The organism is Shewanella sp. MF05960 (assembly GCF_050849305.1).
Classification (GTDB): Bacteria; Pseudomonadota; Gammaproteobacteria; order Enterobacterales; family Shewanellaceae; genus Shewanella.
This window is the reverse complement of sequence record NZ_JBOZPS010000015.1, coordinates 1-15,089: the sequence shown is the minus strand read 5'-3', so window position 1 is coordinate 15,089 and position 15,089 is coordinate 1. Positions and strand designations below refer to the sequence as shown.

The following is a 15,089-nucleotide window of genomic DNA, read 5'->3' as shown; positions in this document are numbered from 1 at the left end:
GGCTAACTCATGACAAATTTCAGTAAACAGGAGATTGTAAACTGGCAAGCCTTTCTCGAATTAAAAATGCAAAAAAGTAAAGATAGACGCTTGTTTGATTTTTACCACGCTGGAACATATCAAAATGAAACACCATTAAGTGATATTGAGTTTGTTGCGCTGGATTTTGAAACAACAGGCTTAGACTCAGAGAAAAATAGCATCATTAGCATTGGTTTAGTGCCATTTAATTTGCAACGTATATTCTGCAGTAAAGCAAAACAATGGTATCTCAACCCAAAAGATAAACTCCAAGAAAACTCTATTATTATTCACGGTATCACCCATTCAGACTTACAAGGTGCACCCGATCTTTTGTTGATTTTAGAGCAGCTTTTAAATGAATTAGCCGGAAAAGTCGTCGTGGTACATTATCGGCATATTGAACGCGATTTTCTCGATCACACATTACGCATGTTGATTAACGAAGGCATTGTTTTTCCGGTAATCGATACGATGCAAATTGAAGCCAATTTGCATCGGGCGAAATCTCAGGGGTTATTTAATTTCTTTAAGCGAAAGCGTCCACATTCCATTCGGCTTGCTAATAGTCGTGAACGTTATCACTTGCCTGCTTATGCTCCTCATGATGCATTAACTGATGCGATAGCCACTGCTGAATTATTGCAGGCTCAAATTAAATATCATTTTAGCCCCGATACAGCGATTAAAAATTTATGGGTATAACTGAACCACTATATGAATAAAAAAGCCGATGAATGAATCATCGGCATCGGTTGCAATACCCAGCTGTAGCCATGCTGGTTAACTATATTTTAAAGCGACTTAACTGTAGTTTAAGCCTATGCACTTCATGCTCTAGTTGATCTCTTTCATCGAGTAATTGCAAAATTAAACCAATTCCACTCCAGTCGAGCGCCAAATCACGTTGAATGCGCGTGGCTTTTTTAACTTGATGTAAATTCTCAACACTAAATTGCCATTGCTCTATTACCTCGCCCTGCAGCGGAATCGCAATACTGTGCTCTACAAGCTCAAGTAATAATGCTGAGCTAATGTCGCTGCATTCACACAGTTCATCACTACTCAACCAACAATCTTGTTCGCTTATATTAATCTGCAGCATCGTTATTTACTCCAACTGGCACGAGGGTCGAATGTATTTTTTTCAGCTAATTCAGTCCACAAAGGTTTGCTTGTATCGTCTGATACCGTCGGCACCACGATTTTAAGCACCGCAAATAAATCACCCTGCTCTTTTTTACTCAACAACCCTTTACCTTTTATGCGTAATCGCTGCCCTGATTGACTATTGGCTGGAATACTCAATTGAATATGCCCGGTTAAGGTCGGCAGTTTAACCTTGGTTCCTAACACGGCTTCCCAGGGTGCCAGTGGCACGACTATAGTCAAATTTCGACCATCAACATCGAATAAAGGATGAGGCGCATAACGAATTTTTAAATACAAATCGCCATTATCGGCTTTGGTTTGCCCAGGTCCGCCTTGGCCTTTTAGGCGAATGCGCTCGCCATTACTCACACCGGCTGGAATGTTCACTTTTAAGGATTTAGGATGTTCAACAACCTGACCATGAGCATCGCGTTGTTGTAGGGTAAACGAGACAGGCTTAAGGGTGTCGACCAATGTTTCTTCAAGAAACATCGGAAACTCCATTTCGATATCCTGGCCTTTAGCGTGTTGAGATTGACGACCATGATGTTGTTGGTTAGGGTCAAAGCCTGAATGACGAGAGTCAAAACCTGAATGGCGAGCCCCAAAAATTGAATTAAAAAAATCAGCAAACTCTTGATCGCTTTGAGGATCGCTTTGCTGTTGTCCCCAATTTTGCCCACCAGCTTGATCGGCATCGTTGTTGTGTGGCCTATTTAAATGATGATGACGTACTTCATCATATTCAGCACGCTTTTTAGTATTATTTAATACCGCATAAGCTTCACCAATTTCTTTAAATTTCGCTTCTGCATCAGCATGTTTACTGACATCGGGATGATATTTTACCGCCAGCTTTTTATATGCGGCTTTTACCGCTTTAACATCCGCTTGCGGATCGATGCCCAATACCGTGTAATAGTCTTTAAAATTCATGTTATCCCCTAACAAAAACACGTTTGCAACGGAACGTCAGACAGCTTAATACTTAATACTAATGAGTTTAGGCCCACAGAGAAACAATACGCTTGATCTTGATCAACTCTATTACTGTACGCCTCGTTTAATTAATCACCAATCATTAATCACCATCACTCATTAAGAATCACCATGAATCAATCAGGCATAATCACTTACTGAGATAATATCTTGAATATAGGCTAACCATTGCCGCTATCGATGCTTATGGTGCCTCACCAGGTTCTGGCACATCATGCTTATTCACTTTTTGCTCTGCGGCTATCTCTTTGGCCCACTCATGCTCAGACACTCCCGCGTCAATACCTTGTTGTTGGGTACTTTGCACTGGAGTAAAAGACAACCTAGTCAATAAAGGAAAATGATCCGAACCAATCGATGGTAAACGTTGAATGTGCTGCAAGGTAAAATGTTGGCTGTGAAATAAATGATCTAATGGCCAGCGCATAAATAAGTAATCGGCATGAAAAGTGTTAAATGCTCCACGGCCAACACGCGGATCAAGCAATCCACTCATTTTACGAAAAAGTCGAGTGGTGGCAGACCAGGCGACATCATTAAGATCGCCGGTGACTATCACGGGCAGATCGCTGTCTGCGACACTTCTCGCTATGATGACTAATTCAGCATCTCGCTCTGCTGATTCAACATTTTCGGTTGGGCTTGGCGGTGCGGGGTGAAGAAAGTGCATCCGAATATGGTCTGTGGTGCGTAAGGTTAATGTGGCATGTATTGATGGCACATCCTTCTCAACCAAATAACATATTTGTTGCTCGCCTAAAGGCAATCGTGAATAAACGTGCATGCCATAAAGGTTATCAAGCGGACATTTAATGCTGTAAGGCATGTCCGTTTCTAATACCTTAAGCTTGTCTTGCCACCATTGGTCTGATTCAAGTGTGACTAGTACATCGGGCTTATGCTCGTTGACCAATGTAATCAATGCGTCGGCATTACGATTGGGCGTGAGTACATTAGCAGTGATAATACTGAGTTGCTTATCAACATCAAATTCAGTGGACGTTTTAACCTCTTTGGGAAATAAAAAGGTATAAGGGAATATCCAGCTAAGCTGCCACATTAAGCATAACGTGGTGGCCACAACCAATAGCTGCGTACTTAACAGGTGAATGTCGAGAAAAACAATATTAGCGATTAATAGTATTGCGGCGAATATCGACAATTGAAATCGGGGAAAATCCATACTCCTGACAATCCAATGCGGATGCCGTGAAAGAGGCAGTAAAGTCGCCAGTAACATTAACACAGTAAAAAATGTCAGTATCGTAAACATAGAAAACCTAGTTTTGTATGGTGAATCTTAATATCACTCTCACTGCCACTGCCACTGCCACATTATTTAAATAGTGGCCTACATTCAAGACTAAAAAAAGGGCTTATCAATAATGTATCTTGATAAGCCCCCCTTCACAGTAGAGTCGTTAAGTGGATTGATTACGACTTAACTGCGGCGCTTTACCTCAGTAAACATGCCGAGTACTAAGCTAATACAAGCGAGTATTAAAATAATAGCAAACGGAAGTGCTGCGATAATAGTCACTGACTGAAGTGCTTGAATAGAGTCAGTACCGCCAATCCACAACATCACCATAGCGATTACCGCAGAGATTACCGCCCACACTATCTTTTGCTTCATCGGTAATTCCAACTTACCACCTGCAGTCATACTATCGACCACAATGGAGCCTGAATCTAAGGTCGTCACAAAGAACACAATAATCAGTATAACCGCAATAATGGATAAGATATCACCCATTGGATACGCATCAAGCATGTAGAACAAACTCAATGAAACGTCGGTAATACCTTGCTCGGTCCCTAGCTGGCCAACCTTATCAATGATTTGTTGAATCGCGATGCCACCAAAAAAAGACATCCAAGCAGTCGTCACTAAAGTAGGGATAATCAACACACATGCCAGAAACTCACGTACGGTGCGGCCACGTGAAATTCGCGCAACAAACATACCAAAGAAAGGTGCATACGCTATCCACCAGGCCCAATAGAATACTGTCCAACCGTGTAACCAGGTGGTGTCTTCACGGCCAGAATTCTGGCTCAGTGGTATGATGTTTTTGACGTAACCGACAACGCCTGTTACCAATGAATCAAGCACAGTCGTGAAATTAAGAATGCTGATAAAGCCAAGGAATATAAAGGCAATAATCATGTTGATGTTACTCAACAGTTTAACCCCGCCATCCATGCCACGCACCACTGAGAGAATAGCCAGCCCCATAATGAGCAGAATAATCGTCAGTTGCAGATAAATACTATTTTCAAAACCAAACACATGGCTTATACCGCTGGCCGCTTGAGAACCACCTAAGCCCAGTGACGTTGCAAGACCAAACAATATAACCAGTACCGCCATAATGTCGATGACATCACCGGTTTTCCCCCAGACTCTATCACCGAGTATAGGATAGAAAACCGAGCGCATAGACAGAGGTAAGCCCTTGTTATATACAAAATACGCCAATGAGAGCGCGGTCATGCCGTAAATAGCCCAGGCATGAAAACCCCAGTGGAATAACGAGGCGCCGAGCGCTAATTCACGACCTTCAGGTGTAAAAGGTGCCACGCCGAGCGGGGTGCCAAACCAATTCGTGTAAAACGCTGTTGGCTCTGCTACGCCCCAGAAAATAAGGCCAATACCCATACCTGCGGCAAAGAGCATGGATATCCAAGATACTGTCGAGTAATCAGTGGTGGCGCTATCACCGCCCAAGCGAATTTTGCCTAATGGGGAAAAGGCTATCACAAGTGCAAAAATGAGCATTATGTTCGCAGTCCACATGAACACGAAGTCAAAGTGAGATAGCGCGGCAGCCTTGACTGAATCAATGGCAGCTTTGGCATCTGCAGGAGGGAAAACCAGCAGGGCCACAATAAATAAAATGGATAAACCGACAGAAACGGTGAACACGGTGTTGTGGACATCCATGCCCCACTTTAAAATATTATCTTGACCAACTTGATAATCAGTTGAGTCGATACTGTATTTTTTTGATTTAAATTTCATAATTAAAAGGTTTACCTATTCGCAATCACGAATATGAAGACCAACTCCATTTTTGAGTGGTACTAATTAAACTGTAATAAAATACAAGGGGATTTGTACTTCATCATTTGTGCAGCGGTTTGATTTACATTAAAGAAGACGTTCTTAGAGTGTAAATATTTAGCTGACAAAATACGGGTAAAGTATACGTTATTAACAGCCCAACTTATATAAAAATAGGGACATTGCCCCTGTAATAAATTCAGAATCAATTTTTATTAACGTGTCCGTCTAATTCTGCCACAACACTTGTATTGGGTTTTAGTTAAGTACATAAGCGTCAGGTAATTAACTCGAGTATTTCAGCGTAGTTTAGAGATGTAACGATTCGACAAAACGCTGCATTAATACCTCACTCTGCACCAATGAAACGCTTTATGTTATCAATCCTATACATGGCTGAATGGTCAAGCGCAAAAAACGGTGAGTCATTCAGAAAAATAATGACCATCGTCAGCGATGTGACTATCACTCCCTTGAAGTAAACACAGCCTAAGCGGGTTCGGTTTTCGGTTTGAGTAAACCAATGCCAACAGCGGCCATTGCCACTGCAATAATGGCATTGAGGTAATTGAAAAACGCATAAGGTGCGTAATCAAGCACGTCCACTCCTAACGTCGCGGTATAAAAGGCACCAGCCGTGGTCCACGGAATAAGGGCTGTGGTCATCGTGGTCCCTTCTTCCACTGAGCGCGAAAGAATGGCGGGCTCTAAATTTTGTTGTTCATATTTAGGCTTAAACAGTTGGCAACTTAGAATAATCGAAATATAGGCTTCACCCATGGCAATGTTACCTAAAAAGCCCGACATAATCGTCGTTGCAATAAGGGTTGCGGTGCGTTGCACTCTTTTTATGATGCCCGCTAATAGTGCGGTGAGAAATCCCGCCCCGTGCAAAATACCGCCTAGCGCGATAGCCATTAACGCCAGCAATAAGGTCCAGCTCATGCTGCTAATACCACCGCGACCCAGCAAAGCATCTACATTGGCGATACCCGTTGATTCGGGCGTATTTTCCCACAGCGCATTAAGCACGGAGATAGCACTCTCTCCTTGATAAAAAATGGCGATGAGCACGGCAAGTATAATGCTGCATGACATCGTCACTTCTGCAGGCACTTTTCTAATGCTCAATACTGCAAGTAAAATCAGGGGTAATAAGGTAATCAGTGGCGTGAGGCTGTAAGTGTTGGCAAGTGCCGTTTGAATTGAAGTGACTTCTGTTAAATCAAGATTTTGCTCACCATAGTTAAATCCGATCACTAAAAATATGATGAATGTAAGGATAAAAGTAGGCGTAGTGGTGAACAGCATAGAATAAATATGTCGATAAATATCAGTACCAGCACTCATTGCGGCGAGGTTTGTGGTATCTGAAATCGGCGACATTTTATCACCGAACGTTGCACCGCAAACAATCATACCTGCGACTAAAGGCAGCGGGATATTCATCGCTGAGCCGATGCCCATAAAAACCACGCCTAGCGTGCCAACGGTACCCCAGGAGGTTCCGGTTGCGACCGACATCAAGGCGCACAGTAATAAACCGACTGCTAAAAACAAACTCGGACTCAACCAACTAAGGCCATAATAAATAAGCGTCGCGATGGTGCCACTGTGCATAAAACTGGCAATCACCATGCCGATCAATATAAAGATATAGATGGCAGGCATCGCTTTGCTTAGCGCGTTAGTCATTAACTCACGTATGTGTATATAGCCATAGCCAAGACTAAAAGCGTTAAGCCCTACCCATAAAAGACACAAAAACATCAGTATATGCAGGCTGATCCCTAGACCAAAAAGCCCTCCTGCAATGGTGATGATAATCACGCTAAAACAGATAAGAGACTGCAAAAAACTAGGGCTACGGGGTAAGTTAGGAGTGATAACTGGCATTGGCACACATTATGATAACAATTGGGATAAAGCTGAGTATATCAGTACGAGTAATTGGGTAAACTATAAACCAACAAGTTATCAAAATTTATACAGTTCATCTTTAATAAGCGGTGGTTTAGCGACCTGTAAGGCTCTGTAAATAAGCCCCCATAAATAAAAACCTGTAAATAATTTCCGGGGTATGGCCATAAAAAACATCTAAATTGGTATAAATTACGTATTCAGTATGACCACATACGTTTTTAATCAATATTCACATCGTCAAAACTATCGATTTGTTATCGATCCACAATCTTTGCTTCGCAGACTAATGTTGGGTGTCGATGGTTGTTGAGTCGAATGTTACTGAATCTATTGCTGTGAATCGAATGCTTGAGAATCTGTTGTTACAGAGTCAAATGCAGATACAAATTATTTTTACCATGTGAGTGAGGCATTACTATGAATAACCCCCCTTATCAGAAACTTCGTGTAACCTGGGCACTAAAAACAAGTTTTATTGCTGATGCTTTAGCCATGCCAGTGCATTGGTATTATCAACCAATGGAAATAGAGCGAGCTTTTACTGGGGGTATTCAACGTTTTGAAGCTGCACCAGAATTTCATCCTTCATCGATTATGTCGTTGCACTCCAAACACAAAGGAGGGCGACAATCGGCTAAGGGTTTGTCTAAAGGGCATGCGTCTAAGGGACATGCAGTTAAAGAGCCGCCACAAGTAGTCGGCGATATTATTTTAAAAGATAAAGCGCAGTTTTGGGACACACCGAATGTGCATTATCATCAAGGCATGCAGGCAGGTGAAAACACCCTCAATGCCCATTGCGCTCGAGTCTTAATGCGCACCCTCGCAAGCTCGTCACAACCCTATGACCGACAAGCATTTGTTAATGCCTACATTGACTTTATGAAGAAGTCCCCCGCCGCTCATCCTGATACTTATGCAGAATCTTACCATCGAGGATTTTTTGCTAATTTGGCGCAAGGTCGCGAGCCTGAAAATTGTGCCATGATAACGCACGACACCGCATCCATTGGTGCATTAGTAACCATAGCGCCTTTGGTTTTTTCAGCACGGCTTAAGGGCATAAGCGAAGCTGATATAAAGATTGCCTGCCGAGCGCATTTGGCCTTAACCCATCCAGATGAATCCTTAATGCGGGTGTGTGATAGCTATGTGCAACTGTTGTGTGCTCTGATGGAAGGACCTGATGAAGTCAGCACTAAAGCACTTTTACTTGAAGCCAGTAAAGGCTTAACGAGTACCCATTTAGCCGGTCTGTTAAAACGTAATATGCCCGACAGTCAGGTTATCGGCCAGGTGTTTTCAAGGGCGTGTTATATTTCAGATTCCTGGCCTATCGTCTTGTATCTGGCTTATAAATACCAAGATGATCCTTGGCAAGCACTGCGAGTGAATACCAATTTAGGCGGTGACAATGTACATCGCGGCATCGTACTGGGAACCTTGCTTGGACTGCAAGGCGATACTGTGGCCACCAGCTGGTTTGAACAACTGGTAGACCACAAAGAGATTGCTGTAGAAATTGAGGCGCTTATCAGCGTGGCAAACGCTGCCAAATCGTAAGTTCTGACAAGGTATGCTGAAACTTGTGTTGAGTTTCACGGATCACAAACGGGACTTTTTGCGGTTCACCCACTAATGTAAAGTGGCTTGATAATTGATCTTTCAAGCCATCTAATGTGCTGTAGTTTTCGCCATCTTTTTTGAAACCGCCGATCCACTCTTCCTTGGGTGTATGCTCTTCTAACCACGTATAAGGCGATGCAATAATAAGCAAACCGCCATCATTGATACGCTGCGCGATATCCGCTAAAAAACGACTCGGTTGGTAAAGCCTATCAATCAAATTAGCGGCGAGAACTAAATCATAAGCCGTAAATTGAGGTTTAAGGTTACAAGCATCACCTTGATGAAATGCAACACGGTTTGCATATGCGTCCAACCCAAGTTCTTGCAGGGTACGAGTATGATAACTCACCAACTCGCCTTCCTCTGCCCGGGCGTAACGCACTGCGCCTTGTTGCGCCATTTTAGCCGCCAGGTTAGTAAAGTTTGCTGAAAAATCAACACCGTCTACGTCATCAAACTGACGGGCTAGTTCAAAACTGGCTCGACCACACGCACAGCCTAAATCAAGTGCTTTAGCGGTAGGTTTACCCTTCATAGCTTCAAGAGCAATATCGGCTAAAGCTTTAGGAAAGTTCTCTACGCCATACCAGGTGTCACCAAAGTGAAACTCTGCATATTCTGACAACAACTGATCACTTTCGTAGTAAGCCTTAGGCGACTTCGCCTCAACACTCGAGGCGATATAGCGAAACCCGGCATGTTGAAAGAAATGACGCCTAAACGCATAACGTGCACTAAGGCGTGTTTCGTTACCACTTGAAATCCATGAACCGCCTTTGATTAAATTGTGTTTGCCATCAAACGTCGGCGTAGTGAAATCATCATAAAGAGGGTGTACTTTAAAATCATCAAAAGGATATATCGGCGTTTCGGTCCATTGCCACACGTTACCAACCACATCAAACCAATCGCCGTGTTGATGGCGCGTTACCGGGCAACATGATGCAAAATGGTCAAGGTGCAAGTTAGCATCGGCCTTGCTATCACCTAATTCTTCAACGCCGGCTTGTGAACACAGACGATGCCATTCATCTTCAGTTGGCATGCGGATCTGTTGCCCTGTCGCTACTGTTTTCCATTCACAAAACGCTTTTGCTTCATGATAGTTAACTTCAGCAGGCCAATCCCAAGCCATATCAATTTCTTCGGTCATCAGGCGTAAACGCCAGCCATTGTGCCAACGCCAAAAAGTCGGATGTTTCGCCTCAGTAAACTGCCGCCAAGCAAGGCCGTCATCGCTCCAAAAACTATTTTGCTCATAACCCCCGGCCTCAACAAACTCGAGGAACTCTTGGTTACTGACTAAATATTGGCTGGCTTTAAATTCGGCGACCTCTGCCTGATGTTGGCCATATTCGTTGTCCCAGCCATAAACGTCACTGTCAAAGGATTTGCCAAGATTAACCGAGCCAGCAGCCACGCTTATCAGTGTGTTTTTGGGTGCCTGGCCAGTCTCTTTGCAAGCAGGCCATTGAGGCAATGACTGCACTTTAGCCAGTTCATGTTGGCGAATGAGTACCGTGGACGTTTCAAGATGAATACGCTCGTGCTCAATTCCCATCACGATAGGCCACCAGGTATTTTCCCAATCAATGGGTAGCACTAGGTCTAAGCTATCAATTAATCTTAATACTGTGGTGCGCACTTTGGTACGATATTGTTTTACTGCAGCAACACTGGGCCAGTCATAACTGTCTTCCGACAAATCATCCCAGCTCATTTCATCAACACCCACCGCAAAAATTGATTCCATGTAAGGATTAATCCGTTCTGGTATCAGTTTTGCCAATATTAACTTATTGATGAAAAACGTTGCCGTATGCCCAAGATAGAAAATAAGCGGGTGGCGCAAAGGGATAGGTTTTTGATAAAAGCCGCTATCGTCGCGCAAACAATCAAACAGTTGCGAATAGGTATCGAAGGTATTGGTGAAGTAAAGCGCGATTTCCTGGCGCTTATCATCCACGGTGCCATTAATAAGTGAAGGAGTTCGGCGTAATGCTACAGAATCAACAAATGTTGCAGAGCGTTTAGCTATTTCTTGAGCGTTTTGTATTGGTATTGTCATCGTGAAACACGTTCCTTTAATGCTTATTCTATAGTCATACGATTGAATACTGGATAAAGCCTCAACTTTTTACTTTATATTGAATTTTTTGCCCAGAAACTCAGATTTAATTGCTGGTTAAATGGCTCAACCTCGTAGTTTTTCAATCGCTTCGACTAAATAATCTCGTGAGCAACCAAAATTTAAGCGAAAGCAGTCTTTATCACCAAAGTCTCTGCCCGCTGATGGGCCAACACCTTTGGCTTCACACCAGGCTTGCGTATCGGCGACTTGCAAACCGCTGGCATTAACCCACAGTAAAAAGGTCGCTGCGGGTGAAATAGCGGTTAACCCTTCAATTTTGTTAATTTCAGTCACTAAATAATCGCGGTTGGCGATTAAATAAGTCACTTGTTGCTGATGCCAGTCATCGCAATGTCTAAAGGCTGCATTTGTAGCGGTAAGACCAGTAACAGTTACCGAGGGTAATCTGCCACGGGCGGCATGGTTAAAAGCGGCTCTTAATTGTTCGTTTGGAATAATCGCGAAAGAGGTACCTAATCCAGCAATATTAAAGGTTTTACTCGCAGCCATTAATGTAACTGAATGCTCAGCCAACTCTGGGTGAGCACTGGCGGGTAAATGCGGCACGCCATCTAAAATGAGATCGCAATGTATTTCATCCGAACAAACCATGACGCCATGTTTTCTGCATATTGTTGCAATGGTATCTAATTCGTCCTGGTTTAAAACTGAACCAAGCGGATTCATTGGATTACACATAATAAATAAGCTGGCTTTAGGATCTGCGGCCGCCGCTTCTAAGGCATTAAAATCGAGGGTCCAGCGCCCTTCCACTTCTATTGAACCGATACACGTCCGATTAAGATTATTGATTGCCGGTGCCGCCAATATCGGAGGATAATTGGGTGTTTGCACAATAATCGTATCACCTGCTTGGCAATATGCTGCAATAGCCACATTGAATGCGGGCACCACGCCTGGAGTCCAAACTAGCCAACTAGGTTCAATCTTCCAGTTATACCGACGTTGACACCATTCAACTACAGCCTCACTGGCATCGGTATCGTGTGCCGGTAACGTATAACCAAATAAGCCGTCATCAATACGTTTGTGTAATGCAGATAAAATAGGCTCTGCACAGCGAAACTCAGTATCCGCAATCCACATAGGCAATATATCTGTGCCTTTGTATTTTTCCCATTTATGGGCTTTGGACGATGTGCGATCGGGTTTATCACTGAAATTCATTACGGGACCTTCGATTGTTAATGTAGCCGTTTGCATAAAACAGTTAATGTGGTTTGTTACTGGCAACTTAGGTTTAGATTAAAGCACAAGTCAACATAACCCAAGAACTTGTCTGGAATATTACCGGCTTTGTTTGTCTGAGGAAGACGATAAAAGAGCATTATTGGTGGGCATATCTTTGTGTAAATGACAAAATCTGTATAAGGATCAAAATGAAAAAACTTGCAACGTAGCGAATCGAAAGCTTGCTGGTCACACAGAAAACCATCGATTCGACATCCTCTATTACCGAGATAACTTACAACGTTACCAGCGCTGCAGACGGTAAAGTTGTTAAAAATCCGCCTAAAGGTTTTCACACCAAAACAGACTAAAGATTAACTCACAAACCTCACTTACAAATCCAAGGGGGAGACGCCTGCCATAAATTAATCCACTCAGGGATAGCGCTTGCAGGCATTGGCCTTGCGATACCGAAACCTTGTGCTAAATGGCATCCCATCTTGAGTAATTGCCGACCATGTTCTTGGGTTTCAACCCCCTCTGCTATCACCGAACGACCGAATGCCTTCGATAATTCAATGACACCTTTAACAATGGCCTGGTCATCCATGTCATCTAACATGTCGATGACAAAGGATTGATCTATTTTGATAACATCGGTCGAGAGCTTCCTTAAATAACTTAAAGATGAAAACCCCGTACCAAAATCATCTAGCGAAAAACGTATCCCTAACTTTTTACATTGACTAATAACCTCAGCGATATGCTGAGTATCTTTAATAATACTGGATTCTAGAATTTCAAATTCAAGCTGGCCCGCTTGAAAACTATTGTTGAGAAATAGCACTTCATTTAATTGATTAATAAAATCTTCATGCTGAAGTTGTAATGGACTGACATTCACACTGATGGGTATGACTATGCCTAAGCGTCGCCATTCATTATGCTGCTTGATGGCCTGGTCAATGACCCATTTACCAAGCTCAATCCCTAATGGTTCTTCTTCAATGTAAGGCAAAAAACGAAATGGTGATAACAGACCTTCTGTCGGATGTTGCCAACGGATAAGGGCCTCTAAACCTATAATTTCATTAGTTTCCATATTAATTTTTGGTTGATAAAATAACAAAAATTCATTGTTACTCAATCCATTGCTTATATGTTCTAACTCTCGATACTGGAGTTTTATCGCGACATCATTTTCAAAGTCAAATTCATGAATGCAATTCTTTCCCAGCTCTTTAGCCCTATACATGGCTTGATCAGCATGTCGAATAAGTATGTCTGAGTAACTATTGTCCTGTGGGAAAAATGTCACTCCAATGCTCACAGTGACAAAAAGACGCTTATTTTCAATAATAAAATCCTCTGCGATAGAAGAAAGTATTCGCTGTAAAATCTCTATTGCTTGATGATGACTGTCTAAATCATCCAGAATCAAAACAAACTCATCGCCACCAAATCGGGCAAGTGTATCCCCATCACGTATGACGGTTTTAAATCTATTTGCGACAAGGCAAAGAAACTCATCGCCTATATCATGACCGTAAACATCATTGACCTCTTTAAAACCATCCAAGTCTAAGAAGGCAATCGCTATTTGTTTGTTGTTACGCTGCGCTTTGATAAGCGCTTGCTGCATTCGATCCGCTAACAAATTCCTGTTTGGCAAATGTGTGAGTGGGTCATAATTTGCGGCAAACTTTAACTTATCGTTTAATTCTTTTAATACCTGATTACTTTTTTCAAGTTTGCGTTGATCATTTTTTGCGTCAGTAATATCTTGAAATATACCACTTAACTTTTCAGCGACACCCTCAACATACGTGACATGACAGGTCGTTCTAACGTCAATTTTTCGACCTTTAATAGTATAAGTTTCAAGCTCTAAGTCATACTCTTCACCATGTTGAATAGCAGCATCAAGCGCTGCTAAGAATATTTCTTTTGAGTCGGGTAATAAATAACTAGCGCCAAGATCAACGGTGGGATTAAATTCTTGCGGGGTTGCTTCATAAATGCGGTACGTTTCATCTGTCCAAATCAAATTATTGTCATGCAAATTGAGTTGCCAGCCACCTAGTTTGCCTATTTCTTGAGATTCTCTCAATAACTCGGTGGTGGTAGCCAGCAGCTCTTCTTGTTTCTTTCGGAAGGTAATTTCTTGGTGCATACCAATCATTCGTGTCGGTTTGCCTTCAGCATCCCATGTAATCGCTTTGCCTGTAGACAACACCCACACATAATGACCATTTTTGTGTTTTAAACGAACTTCTAATTCACAAAGTTCACTTTGGCCTTGGCAATGGTAATCATAATTTTTAATCGCTTTAGGCAAATCATCTGGGTGTAATACATCGAGCCAGGTTTGGTAATTAACAGGCATTAACTCCGATAAGCTATACCCTATCATCTCAGCCCAACGTTCATTACAAACAAGACCATCATTTTCAACACGCCAATCCCAGACGCCAACTTTAGTCGCATCGATAACTAACTCATTAACCTCTTGGCTTATCGTATTCTTGTGCATGGCCTTTATACTGTTTGGGATAAAAATGATGGATTTAATCCGCTTATGTAAATAAGCACTATTTGTTTGTAAATTAGTCACAAAAGTCTATTTATTGCTGTTGTTTTTTTATTTCAATACTAAAACAGTCGTAACGAACAGATAATCTTTAATATTAAGGTAGGCTTGATTGAGCATCAAAGCAAATAGCTTAGTTAATGAGCGAAATCAATGTGTAAAAAATCGACAAACAAGATGAGATTAGCGCTTTTATTCTGTTTACATTATATCCCCGCAATGGAGGCATTGTAATTCGACAATAGTTGAAATAAATACCGTAAGCGTCTAGCGAACCACACCTATTTTTTAAAATTCCAGGGTAACAAGCTATCGATATCCGGTGCTGGTTGGCACAGGTCATTAAGGCAAGCCATGATGTAATCAAATGGGATGAGTCCATTAAC

10 protein-coding genes are annotated in these 15,089 nt (G+C 42.3%); 2 read left to right on the top strand and 8 right to left on the bottom strand.

Annotated features, from left to right (window positions below; genetic code table 11):
• The first annotated feature begins 9 nt into the window (after positions 1–9).
• Entirely contained in the window at positions 10–726 is a 717-nt protein-coding gene (locus ACROAE_RS14770) for a 3'-5' exonuclease (RefSeq protein ID WP_432403063.1), read from the top strand.
• Positions 727–808: 82 nt separating this feature from the next.
• On the opposite strand, the gene ACROAE_RS14765 is transcribed toward ACROAE_RS14770, so the two are convergent.
• The 5 genes from ACROAE_RS14765 to nhaC all read right to left on the bottom strand — a co-directional run bounded on the left by ACROAE_RS14765 (position 809) and on the right by nhaC (position 7,135).
• Positions 809–1,126 carry a chaperone modulator CbpM gene (locus ACROAE_RS14765; protein ID WP_432403061.1) on the bottom strand — a complete coding sequence of 106 codons (318 nt, stop codon included), beginning with the start codon at positions 1,124–1,126 and terminating at the stop codon, positions 809–811.
• A gap of 2 nt (positions 1,127–1,128) precedes the next feature.
• Positions 1,129–2,109 (bottom strand): DnaJ C-terminal domain-containing protein, encoded by a 981-nt coding sequence (locus ACROAE_RS14760; RefSeq protein ID WP_432403059.1) that lies wholly within the window; start codon positions 2,107–2,109, stop codon positions 1,129–1,131.
• 247 nt (positions 2,110–2,356) lie between these two features.
• Positions 2,357–3,445 carry an endonuclease/exonuclease/phosphatase family protein gene (locus ACROAE_RS14755; RefSeq protein ID WP_432403057.1) on the bottom strand — a complete coding sequence of 363 codons (1,089 nt, stop codon included), beginning with the start codon at positions 3,443–3,445 and terminating at the stop codon, positions 2,357–2,359.
• Between the two features lie 168 nt (positions 3,446–3,613).
• Positions 3,614–5,197 carry a BCCT family transporter gene (locus ACROAE_RS14750; protein WP_432403055.1) on the bottom strand — a complete coding sequence of 528 codons (1,584 nt, stop codon included), beginning with the start codon at positions 5,195–5,197 and terminating at the stop codon, positions 3,614–3,616.
• Between the two features lie 531 nt (positions 5,198–5,728).
• Complete coding sequence (gene nhaC / locus ACROAE_RS14745) at positions 5,729–7,135, bottom strand: Na+/H+ antiporter NhaC (protein WP_432403053.1); 1,407 nt, start codon at positions 7,133–7,135, stop codon at positions 5,729–5,731.
• A 444-nt stretch (positions 7,136–7,579) separates the two neighbouring features.
• On the opposite strand from nhaC, the gene ACROAE_RS14740 reads away from it, so the two are divergent.
• Entirely contained in the window at positions 7,580–8,725 is a 1,146-nt protein-coding gene (locus ACROAE_RS14740; protein WP_432403051.1) for an ADP-ribosylglycohydrolase family protein, read from the top strand.
• Here the strand turns inward: ACROAE_RS14740 and ovoA are convergent.
• From ovoA to ACROAE_RS14725, 3 genes are all read right to left on the bottom strand, one after another.
• Positions 8,697–10,859, bottom strand: coding sequence for a 5-histidylcysteine sulfoxide synthase (gene ovoA, locus ACROAE_RS14735; RefSeq protein WP_432403049.1), 2,163 nt, complete (start codon positions 10,857–10,859; stop codon positions 8,697–8,699). The genes ACROAE_RS14740 and ovoA overlap by 29 nt on opposite strands.
• A 126-nt stretch (positions 10,860–10,985) precedes the next feature.
• A complete protein-coding gene (locus ACROAE_RS14730; protein ID WP_432403047.1) occupies positions 10,986–12,110 on the bottom strand; it encodes a MalY/PatB family protein in 1,125 nt (374 codons plus the stop codon).
• Between the two features lie 391 nt (positions 12,111–12,501).
• Positions 12,502–14,727, bottom strand: coding sequence for a bifunctional diguanylate cyclase/phosphodiesterase (locus ACROAE_RS14725; protein ID WP_432403045.1), 2,226 nt, complete (start codon positions 14,725–14,727; stop codon positions 12,502–12,504).
• Positions 14,728–15,089: the final 362 nt, after the last annotated feature.

Excerpts from the sequence above, each read along its gene's own strand:
- ACROAE_RS14770 (WP_432403063.1), top strand. The coding sequence starts at position 10 with ATGACAAATTTCAGTAAACAGGAGATTGTAAACTGGCAAGCCTTTCTC.
- ACROAE_RS14765 (WP_432403061.1), bottom strand. The coding sequence starts at position 1,126 with ATGCTGCAGATTAATATAAGCGAACAAGATTGTTGGTTGAGTAGTGAT.
- ACROAE_RS14760 (WP_432403059.1), bottom strand. The coding sequence starts at position 2,109 with ATGAATTTTAAAGACTATTACACGGTATTGGGCATCGATCCGCAAGCG.
- ACROAE_RS14755 (WP_432403057.1), bottom strand. The coding sequence starts at position 3,445 with ATGTTTACGATACTGACATTTTTTACTGTGTTAATGTTACTGGCGACT.
- ACROAE_RS14750 (WP_432403055.1), bottom strand. The coding sequence starts at position 5,197 with ATGAAATTTAAATCAAAAAAATACAGTATCGACTCAACTGATTATCAA.
- nhaC (WP_432403053.1), bottom strand. The coding sequence starts at position 7,135 with ATGCCAGTTATCACTCCTAACTTACCCCGTAGCCCTAGTTTTTTGCAG.
- ACROAE_RS14740 (WP_432403051.1), top strand. The coding sequence starts at position 7,580 with ATGAATAACCCCCCTTATCAGAAACTTCGTGTAACCTGGGCACTAAAA.
- ovoA (WP_432403049.1), bottom strand. The coding sequence starts at position 10,859 with ATGACAATACCAATACAAAACGCTCAAGAAATAGCTAAACGCTCTGCA.
- ACROAE_RS14730 (WP_432403047.1), bottom strand. The coding sequence starts at position 12,110 with ATGAATTTCAGTGATAAACCCGATCGCACATCGTCCAAAGCCCATAAA.